This is a genomic window from Sphaerisporangium sp. NPDC088356 (genome assembly GCF_040685555.1).
Classification (GTDB): Bacteria; Actinomycetota; Actinomycetes; order Streptosporangiales; family Streptosporangiaceae; genus Sphaerisporangium.
This window is the reverse complement of record NZ_JBFBIK010000289.1, coordinates 1-1,154: the sequence shown is the minus strand read 5'-3', so window position 1 is coordinate 1,154 and position 1,154 is coordinate 1. Positions and strand designations below refer to the sequence as shown.

The window sequence follows — 1,154 nt, the reverse complement described above, 5'->3', positions numbered from 1 at the left end:
TTCCAGTTCAGTCGTCGCGCACTGCTCGCCGGGGCCGGGGGTGTCGCGGCCTCAGGCCTGCTGGGGTTCCGCCCGGCGTTCGCGACCGAAGGTCCGCAGAGTTACAGCGCGAGCTGGTCCTCGGTCGACCAGCATCCGCCGGCTGCCGAGTGGTTCCAGGACGCCAAGTTCGGCATCTACTACCACTGGGGGGTGTTCAGCGTCCCCGCCTACGCCAACGAGTGGTACCCGCGCAACATGTACAACAACGGGTCGAATGAGAACAACCACCACAAGAGCGTCTACGGTGACCCTTCGGTGTGGCCGTACCACAACTTCATCAACGGCGCCCGCGACAAGGCGGGTAACTTCGTGCAGTTCGCGCCCAAGCTGAAGTCCGCCGGCGGCAACTTCGATCCCAACGAGTGGGCGCAGCTGTTCGCCGACGCCGGCGCCAGGTTCGCCGGGCCGGTGGCCGAGCACCACGACGGCTACTCCATGTGGAACAGCCAGGTCAACGAGTGGAACTCCGTGGCCACCGGACCCCGGCTCGACCTGCTGCGGCTGCACGCCGACGCCATCCGGGCCAAGGGCCTCAAGCTCATCGTGTCGCTGCACCACGCCTACAACTTCACCGGGTTCTACCAGTGGGTGCCGACGCAGTCCACGAACTCGCTGAAGAAGCTGTACGGCCAGCTCGGCGCGTCCGCCCACCAGCAACTGTGGTACGACAAGCTGCGCGAGGTGATCGACGGCTACCAGCCCGACGTCATCTGGCAGGACTTCAACCTGACCCAGCTCCCCGAGTCCCGGCGGCTGGACTTCCTGTCGTACTACTACAACCGGGCGGTCTCCGGGAACAAGGACGTCGTCGCCACCTACAAGGACGGGTTCAACAACCGGGGCGAGGTGTTCGACTACGAGCGCGGCGGCCCGGCCGGCATCCAGACCCCCTACTGGCTGACCGACGACAGCATCTCCAGCTCCAGCTGGTGCTACACCGTCGGCATCGGCTACTACTCGCTGAACGCCATGCTGCACTCGCTGATCGACCGGGTCAGCAAGAACGGCAACATGCTGCTCAACATCGCGCCGATGGCCGATGGCACCATCCCCTCCGGGCAGCGGTCGGTCCTGCTCGGCATCGGCGACTACCTCAAGCGCTTCGGCGAGTC

General features: G+C 65.7%; 1 protein-coding gene. It reads left to right on the top strand.

Features of this window, described 5'->3' with window-relative positions:
* Positions 1-1,154: alpha-L-fucosidase (locus AB0O34_RS36990; RefSeq protein ID WP_363923690.1), on the top strand; the 1,154-nt coding region annotated here is incomplete at both ends.